Source organism: Mesorhizobium sangaii, from assembly GCF_014207355.1.
Lineage (GTDB): Bacteria > Pseudomonadota > Alphaproteobacteria > Rhizobiales > Rhizobiaceae > Mesorhizobium > Mesorhizobium sangaii.
The window spans coordinates 1,014,987-1,021,540 of sequence record NZ_JACHEF010000003.1; the positions used below are offsets into that span (position 1 = coordinate 1,014,987).

The 6,554-nt window shown below is 62.1% G+C and carries 13 protein-coding genes; all 13 read right to left on the reverse strand.

Features of this window, described 5'->3' with window-relative positions; translation table 11 throughout:
* Positions 1 to 3: 3 nt before the first annotated feature.
* On the reverse strand, positions 4 to 372 hold the full coding sequence (gene rplN / locus HNQ71_RS20020) for a 50S ribosomal protein L14 (protein ID WP_006205457.1): 369 nt from the start codon (positions 370 to 372) through the stop codon (positions 4 to 6).
* Between the two features lie 72 nt (positions 373 to 444).
* On the reverse strand, positions 445 to 684 hold the full coding sequence (rpsQ, locus tag HNQ71_RS20025; protein ID WP_010909280.1) for a 30S ribosomal protein S17: 240 nt from the start codon (positions 682 to 684) through the stop codon (positions 445 to 447).
* 11 nt (positions 685 to 695) lie between these two features.
* Positions 696 to 896, reverse strand: coding sequence for a 50S ribosomal protein L29 (rpmC, locus tag HNQ71_RS20030; RefSeq protein WP_006205459.1), 201 nt, complete (start codon positions 894 to 896; stop codon positions 696 to 698).
* Positions 897 to 909: 13 nt separating this feature from the next.
* On the reverse strand, positions 910 to 1,323 hold the full coding sequence (rplP, locus tag HNQ71_RS20035) for a 50S ribosomal protein L16 (RefSeq protein WP_013531427.1): 414 nt from the start codon (positions 1,321 to 1,323) through the stop codon (positions 910 to 912).
* A gap of 27 nt (positions 1,324 to 1,350) precedes the next feature.
* A complete protein-coding gene (rpsC, locus tag HNQ71_RS20040; RefSeq protein WP_013895697.1) occupies positions 1,351 to 2,076 on the reverse strand; it encodes a 30S ribosomal protein S3 in 726 nt (241 codons plus the stop codon).
* On the reverse strand, positions 2,076 to 2,465 hold the full coding sequence (rplV, locus tag HNQ71_RS20045; protein ID WP_006205462.1) for a 50S ribosomal protein L22: 390 nt from the start codon (positions 2,463 to 2,465) through the stop codon (positions 2,076 to 2,078). Before rplV ends, rpsC begins: the two co-directional genes overlap by 1 nt.
* A 2-nt stretch (positions 2,466 to 2,467) precedes the next feature.
* Positions 2,468 to 2,746: a 30S ribosomal protein S19 gene (gene rpsS / locus HNQ71_RS20050; RefSeq protein WP_006205463.1), complete on the reverse strand. Its 279-nt coding sequence runs from the start codon at positions 2,744 to 2,746 to the stop codon at positions 2,468 to 2,470.
* Between the two features lie 16 nt (positions 2,747 to 2,762).
* Positions 2,763 to 3,596, reverse strand: coding sequence for a 50S ribosomal protein L2 (gene rplB, locus HNQ71_RS20055; protein ID WP_184874354.1), 834 nt, complete (start codon positions 3,594 to 3,596; stop codon positions 2,763 to 2,765).
* Between the two features lie 22 nt (positions 3,597 to 3,618).
* Entirely contained in the window at positions 3,619 to 3,912 is a 294-nt protein-coding gene (locus HNQ71_RS20060; RefSeq protein ID WP_010909275.1) for a 50S ribosomal protein L23, read from the reverse strand.
* Positions 3,909 to 4,529 carry a 50S ribosomal protein L4 gene (gene rplD / locus HNQ71_RS20065; RefSeq protein ID WP_006333366.1) on the reverse strand — a complete coding sequence of 207 codons (621 nt, stop codon included), beginning with the start codon at positions 4,527 to 4,529 and terminating at the stop codon, positions 3,909 to 3,911. Before rplD ends, HNQ71_RS20060 begins: the two co-directional genes overlap by 4 nt.
* A complete protein-coding gene (rplC, locus tag HNQ71_RS20070; RefSeq protein WP_184874355.1) occupies positions 4,529 to 5,257 on the reverse strand; it encodes a 50S ribosomal protein L3 in 729 nt (242 codons plus the stop codon). Before rplC ends, rplD begins: the two co-directional genes overlap by 1 nt.
* A 61-nt stretch (positions 5,258 to 5,318) precedes the next feature.
* Complete coding sequence (gene rpsJ / locus HNQ71_RS20075) at positions 5,319 to 5,627, reverse strand: 30S ribosomal protein S10 (protein ID WP_010909272.1); 309 nt, start codon at positions 5,625 to 5,627, stop codon at positions 5,319 to 5,321.
* Positions 5,628 to 5,696: 69 nt separating this feature from the next.
* Positions 5,697 to 6,554: elongation factor Tu (locus HNQ71_RS20080; protein WP_184874356.1), on the reverse strand; the 858-nt coding region annotated here is incomplete at its 5' end.

Here is a 6,554-nt window from a genome sequence, read left to right on the forward strand (position 1 = left end):
TCCTTACAGCACTTCTGGCGCGAGCGAGATGATCTTCATGTGGTTCTTGGCGCGGAGTTCGCGCGGAACCGGTCCGAAGATACGCGTGCCGATCGGCTCTTTCTTGTTGTCGACGAGAACGGCTGCGTTCTTGTCGAAACGGATCACGCTGCCGTCCGGGCGGCGGATGTCCTTGGCCGTGCGAACCACGACCGCCTTCATCACATCGCCCTTCTTCACGCGGCCGCGCGGGATGGCTTCCTTGATCGACACCACGATGATGTCGCCCACGGAAGCGTATTTCCGCTTCGAGCCGCCCAGCACCTTGATGCACATGACACGACGGGCGCCGGAATTATCCGCGACGTCGAGGTTTGTTTGCATCTGAATCATGACTGGCCGCCTTCTTCTTTTCTAACGGGACGGGCCCTAAGCCCCTCCCCGGTCTGTCCAAAATTCGTTTGTTTACGCCTGGTCCGAAGACACGACGATCCAGCGCTTATCCTTGGAAATCGGCTTCGATTCCTGGATGAACACCTGATCGCCAACCTTGTGGGCGTTGTTCTCGTCGTGCGCCTTGTACTTCTTGGTCATGCGCACGGTCTTCTTCATCACGGGATGCGTGAAGCGCCGTTCGACCTTGACGACAACCGTCTTCTCGTTCTTGTCGCTGACGACGGTGCCCTGCAGAATGCGCTTTGGCATGGTTTTCGTCCTTAAGCCTTCTTAGCCGCGGACTTTTCCGCAGCGATGGTCTTGATACGCGCAATGTCCTTACGGACCTGTCTCACGCGCGCGGTCTTCTCGAGCTGGCCGGTGGCCTTCTGGAAGCGCAGGTTGAACTGCTCCTTCTTCAGGCTGGCCAGGTCGTCGGTCAGCTGGTCCTGGGTCTTGGTCCGGATGTCTTCGGCTTTCATGATCAGCCCGTCCTTATTCTGCGATGCGCTGCACGAAGCGCGTCTTGACCGAGAGCTTGGCCGCGCCGAGACGCAGTGCCTCACGGGCGGTTTCTTCATTGACGCCGTCGATCTCGAACATGATGCGGCCCGGCTTGACGCGCGCCGCCCAGTAGTCGACCGCGCCCTTGCCCTTGCCCATGCGGACTTCGGTCGGCTTCGAAGTGACCGGCACGTCCGGGAAAATACGGATCCAGACGCGACCGGCGCGCTTCATTTCACGGGTAATCGCGCGGCGGGCCGCCTCGATCTCACGTGCGGTGACGCGGTTCGGCTCAAGCGCCTTCAGCCCGAAACCACCGAAATCCAGATTGGTGCCGCCCTTTGCGGTACCATGGATACGGCCCTTGAACTGCTTGCGGAACTTTGTGCGCTTTGGCTGCAGCATCGTTCTAACTCCAAATTCCTAAATGTCTCAGGCGTTTTCGCGACGACGACCGCGTTCGCGATCACCACCACCGCCATGTGCAGCATCACCCTCGGTCGCACGACGCTCCGAAGCCATCGGGTCGTGCTCGAGGATCTCGCCCTTGAACACCCAGACCTTGACGCCGCAGATGCCGTACGCCGTGTTCGCCTCGGCCGTGCCGTAGTCGACATCGGCGCGCAACGTATGCAGCGGCACGCGGCCTTCGCGGTACCATTCCATGCGCGCAATCTCAGCACCGCCAAGACGGCCGGCGCAGTTGATGCGGATGCCTTCGGCACCGAGGCGCATCGCCGACTGCACGGCGCGCTTCATGGCGCGACGGAACGCGATACGACGCTCGAGCTGCTGGGCGATCGACTGGGCAACCAGGGTCGCGTCGATTTCCGGCTTGCGCACTTCAACGATGTTGAGGTGCGTCTCGGACTTCGTCATCTCCATCAGCTTCTTGCGAAGCTTCTCGATGTCGGCGCCCTTCTTGCCGATGATCAGACCCGGGCGTGCGGCGTGGATGGTGACGCGGCACTTCTTGTGCGGACGCTCGATGACGACCTTCGAGATCGCGGCCTGCTTGAGTTCCTTCTCAAGATACTTGCGGATCTTGATGTCCTCATGCAGCAGCTTGCCGTACTCACCGGTGTTCGCGAACCAGCGCGAATCCCAGGTGCGGTTGATGCCGAGGCGAAGACCGATCGGATTGACTTTCTGGCCCATTATGCGGCCTCCCCTTTTTCTTCGACTTCACGAACGACGATCGTGAGGTGCGAGAACGGCTTCTCGATACGGCTGGCGCGACCACGGCCACGGGCATGGAACCGCTTCATGACGATCGACTTGCCGACATAGGCTTCCGCCACGATCAGTGCATCGACGTCGAGGTCGTGGTTGTTTTCCGCGTTGGCGATTGCCGATTCCAGCGTCTTCTTGACCGTGCCGGAAATCCGCTTGGCCGAGAATTCGAGATCGGAAAGCGCTGTCGCGACCTTCTTGCCGCGGATCAGCGCGGCAACGAGGTTCAGCTTCTGCGGGCTGATACGGATAGTGCGCAATACGGCGCGCGCTTCGTTGTCAGCAAGCCTGCGCGGAGCTTTGGCCTTGCCCATGATTATTTCCTCTTCGCCTTCTTATCCGCGCCGTGACCGTAATAGGTCCGGGTCGGAGCGAATTCACCGAACTTGTGACCGACCATGTCCTCGTTCACCGAGACGGGAACATGCTTCTGGCCGTTGTAGACACCGAAGGTGAAGCCGACGAACTGCGGCAGGATGGTGGAGCGACGGCTCCACATCTTGATCACCTCATTGCGACCACCTTCACGAACCTTGTCCACCTTCTTGAGAAGGTAGCCGTCGATGAAGGGGCCTTTCCAAATAGAACGAGTCACTTGGCGTTACCTCTTCTTAGCTCTTGCGCTGATGGCGCGAGCGCAGGATGAACTTGTCGGTCGCCTTGTTGGACCGCGTCTTCTTGCCCTTGGTCGGCTTGCCCCAGGGCGAAACCGGATGGCGGCCACCCGAGGTGCGGCCTTCGCCGCCGCCGTGCGGATGGTCGACCGGGTTCATGGTCACGCCGCGATTGTGCGGACGCTTGCCACGCCAAACCGTACGACCAGCCTTGCCGTCATTGATGTTGCCGTGGTCCGGATTGGACACGGCACCGACGGTGGCCATGCAGGAGCCGTGCACGACACGCTGCTCGCCCGAGTTGAGACGCAGGATCGCCATGCCCTGGTCGCGACCGACCAGCTGGCCATAACCACCTGCCGAACGGGCAACCTGGGCGCCCTTGCCCGGCTTCAGCTCGATGTTGTGGACGATGGTGCCGACCGGCATGGAGGCCAGCGGCATCGCATTGCCCGGCTTCACGTCGACGGATTCACCGGACACGATCTTGTCGCCGGGAGCCAAACGCTGCGGCGCGATGATGTAGGACAACTCGCCATCGTCGTACTTGATCAGCGCGATGAAGGCGGTGCGGTTCGGATCGTATTCGATGCGCTCGACCGTGCCGACAACGTCGAACTTGCGGCGCTTGAAGTCGATGATGCGGTACGAACGCTTGTGGCCGCCACCGATGAAGCGGGCGGTGATGCGACCGTAGTTGTTGCGGCCGCCCGATTTGGTCAGGCCCTCGGTCAGACCCTTTACGGGCTTGCCCTTGTAGAGGCCCGAGCGATCGACGATGACCAGCTGGCGGGTGCTCGGCGTTACCGGGTTGAATTTTTTCAGTGCCATTGTTCTGTCCTCGCGGCCTTGCTCAGAGACCCGTCGCGACGTCGATCGACTGGCCGTCGGCCAGCGTCACAATCGCCTTCTTGACGTCGCTCTGGCGGCCGATCGTGCCGCGGAAGCGCTTGATCTTGCCCTTGCGGACAAGCGTGTTCACGGCCATCACCTTGACGCCGAACAGCGCTTCGACGGCGGCCTTGATTTCCGGCTTCGACGCCTTCTTGGCGACGTTGAAGACGACCTGGTTCTGCTCGGAGGCCATGGTCGACTTTTCGGTGATCGCCGGCGAGACGATCACGTCGTAATGACGAAGGTCGGTCATTTAAAGCGCTCCTCGAGAGCCTCGACGGCGGCCTTCGAAAGGACCAGCGTGCCGCGGCGCAGAATGTCGTAGACGTTGATGCCCTGGATGGGCAGCACGTCGATGTTGGGGATGTTCGTCGCCGCCAGCTTGAAGTTCTTGTCAAGCTCGGCACCGCCGATCACCAAAGCGTTGGTCAGGCCCAGCGTCGCGAAATTCGCGATCAGCGCCTTGGTCTTGGCCTCGGTCAGCTTCAGCTCGTCGATGATGATGATCGACGCGCTCTTGGCCTTGGCCGAGAGAGCATGCTTGAGGCCAAGCGCGCGAACCTTCTTCGGCAGTTCGTGCTCATGGCTGCGAACGACCGGGCCGTGGGCCTTGCCGCCGCCGCGGAACTGCGGAGCGCGTGCGGAATGGTGACGGGCGCGGCCCGTACCCTTCTGCTTGTACATCTTGGCGCCGGTGCGCGCGATCTCGGCGCGGCCCTTGGCCTTGTGCGTGCCCTGCTGCTTCTTGGCGAGCTGCCAGCGCACGACGCGCTGCAGGATGTCCTCGCGCGGATCAAGGCCGAAAATCTCCTCGGAGAGTTCCACCTTGCCGGCGTCCTTGCCGCCAAGCGTTGTGATCTTGAGATCCATTATTCCGCTCCCTCTGTGGCCGGAGCCTCGTTCTTAGCAGCACTCCCTGCTGCAACTGGGCGGATCGCGGCGGGCTTCGGCGCATTGGCCGGCAGTGCCACCTTGGCCGCGTCGCGGACCAGGATCCAGGCGCCCTTCGATCCGGGAACCGCACCGCGGATCAGGATCAGGCCGCGGTCGGCGTCGGTCGAAACGATCTCGACATTCTGCGTGGTGACGCGGGTGTCGCCCATGTGGCCAGCCATATGCTTGCCCTTGAACACCTTGCCCGGGTCCTGGCGCTGGCCGGTCGAACCGTGCGTACGGTGCGAGACCGAGTTGCCGTGCGTCGCACGGCCACCACCCATGTGGTGGCGCTTGATGACGCCCTGAAAACCCTTGCCGATCGTCGTGCCCGTCACATCGACCTTCTGGCCGGGGACGAAATGCTCGACGGTGATCTCGGCGCCGACATCGATCATGTTGTCGGCGGAGACGCGGAACTCGGCGACCTTCGCCTTCGGCTCGACGGAAGCGGTCGCGAAATGGCCGCGCAGCGCCTTCGACGTGTTCTTCACCTTGGCAAGGCCAACGCCGAGCTGAACGGCAGTGTAGCCATTCTTCTCCTGCGTGCGCTGCGCCACGACCTGACAGTTCTCCATCTGGAGAACGGTGACGGGAACATGTTCCCCGGCATCGTTGTAGATGCGGGTCATTCCCACCTTCTTTGCAATCACACCTGAACGCATCGGTTCAATTCCTTTAGAGTTCCGGGCCAGGGGCACCGCCCCTTACCGCGCTCTCATTCCCTTAGAGCTTGATCTCGACGTCCACACCGGCGGCCAGATCGAGCTTCATCAAAGCATCGACCGTCTGCGGGGTCGGATCGACGATGTCGAGCAGACGCTTGTGCGTGCGCATCTCGAACTGCTCGCGGCTCTTCTTGTCGACGTGAGGCGACCGGTTGACCGTAAACTTCTCGATCCGCGTCGGCAGCGGAATGGGGCCGCGGACGTTGGCACCGGTGCGCTTGGCCGTCGACACGATTTCCTTCGTCGAGGCGTCGAGCACGCGGTGATCAAACGCCTTCAGGCGGATGCGGATATTCTGTCCGTTCATGCGTCACTTCCTTGTTCTGGCGCGGCGCGGGCAACTCCTGCGCCCGCGACAGATCGGTTTAAGTCCAAATTACTCTTTGATGGTGACGACGATGCCGGCACCGACGGTGCGGCCGCCTTCACGGATGGCGAAGCGCAGCTTCTCTTCCATGGCGATCGGCACGATCAGCTCGACATCGACCGTGATGTTGTCGCCCGGCATCACCATCTCGGTGCCTTCCGGCAGCGACACGATGCCGGTCACGTCCGTCGTGCGGAAATAGAACTGCGGACGGTAGTTGGTGAAGAACGGCGTGTGACGGCCACCTTCGTCCTTGGTCAGGATGTAGGCTTCGGCCACGAACTTCTTGTGCGGCTTCACCGTGCCGGGCTTGGCCAGAACCTGGCCGCGCTCGACGCCTTCACGATCAACGCCGCGCAGCAGCGCGCCGATGTTGTCGCCGGCCTGGCCCTGGTCGAGCAGCTTGCGGAACATCTCGACACCGGTGCAGGTCGTCTTGGTCGTCGGACGGATGCCGATGATCTCGAGTTCCTCGCCGACCTTGACCACGCCGCGCTCGACGCGACCGGTCACAACCGTGCCACGGCCCGAGATCGAGAACACGTCTTCGATCGGCATCAGGAACGGCTTGTCGAGCGGACGAACCGGCGTCGGGATGTAGGCGTCGACCGCAGCCATCAGCTCGCGGATCGCGTCCTCGCCGATCTTCTTGTCCGAGTCTTCCAGAGCAGCCAGAGCCGAGCCCTTGACGATCGGAATGTCGTCGCCGGGGAACTCGTTCTTGGTCAGAAGCTCGCGAACCTCGAGCTCGACCAGTTCGAGCAGCTCGGCATCATCGACCTGGTCGACCTTGTTGAGGAACACCACGATCGACGGCACGCCGACCTGACGGGCAAGCAGGATGTGCTCGCGGGTCTGCGGCATCGG